Source organism: Priestia sp. 53B2 (genome assembly GCF_056099005.1).
Map to the genome: position 1 here is coordinate 1 of NZ_JBLZXA010000125.1, position 211 is coordinate 211.

A 211-nucleotide genomic window follows, 5' to 3' on the forward strand; every position below is an offset into this window, starting at 1 on the left:
CCAAGGCTAAATACTACCTAGTGACCGATAGTGAACCAGTACCGTGAGGGAAAGGTGAAAAGCACCCCGGAATGGGAGTTAAAAAGATCCTGAAACCGTGTGCCTACAAGTAGTCAGAGCCCGTTAATGGGTGATGGCGTGCCTTTTGTAGAATGAACCGGCGAGTTACGATCCCATGCAAGGTTAAGCTGATAAGGCGGAGCCGTAGCGA

The 211-nt window shown here is 50.2% G+C and carries 1 rRNA gene; it reads left to right on the forward strand.

The annotated features are described in order from the left end of the window. Positions 1 to 211, forward strand: a 23S ribosomal RNA gene (locus ACN6NE_RS31445); the annotation flags it as partial.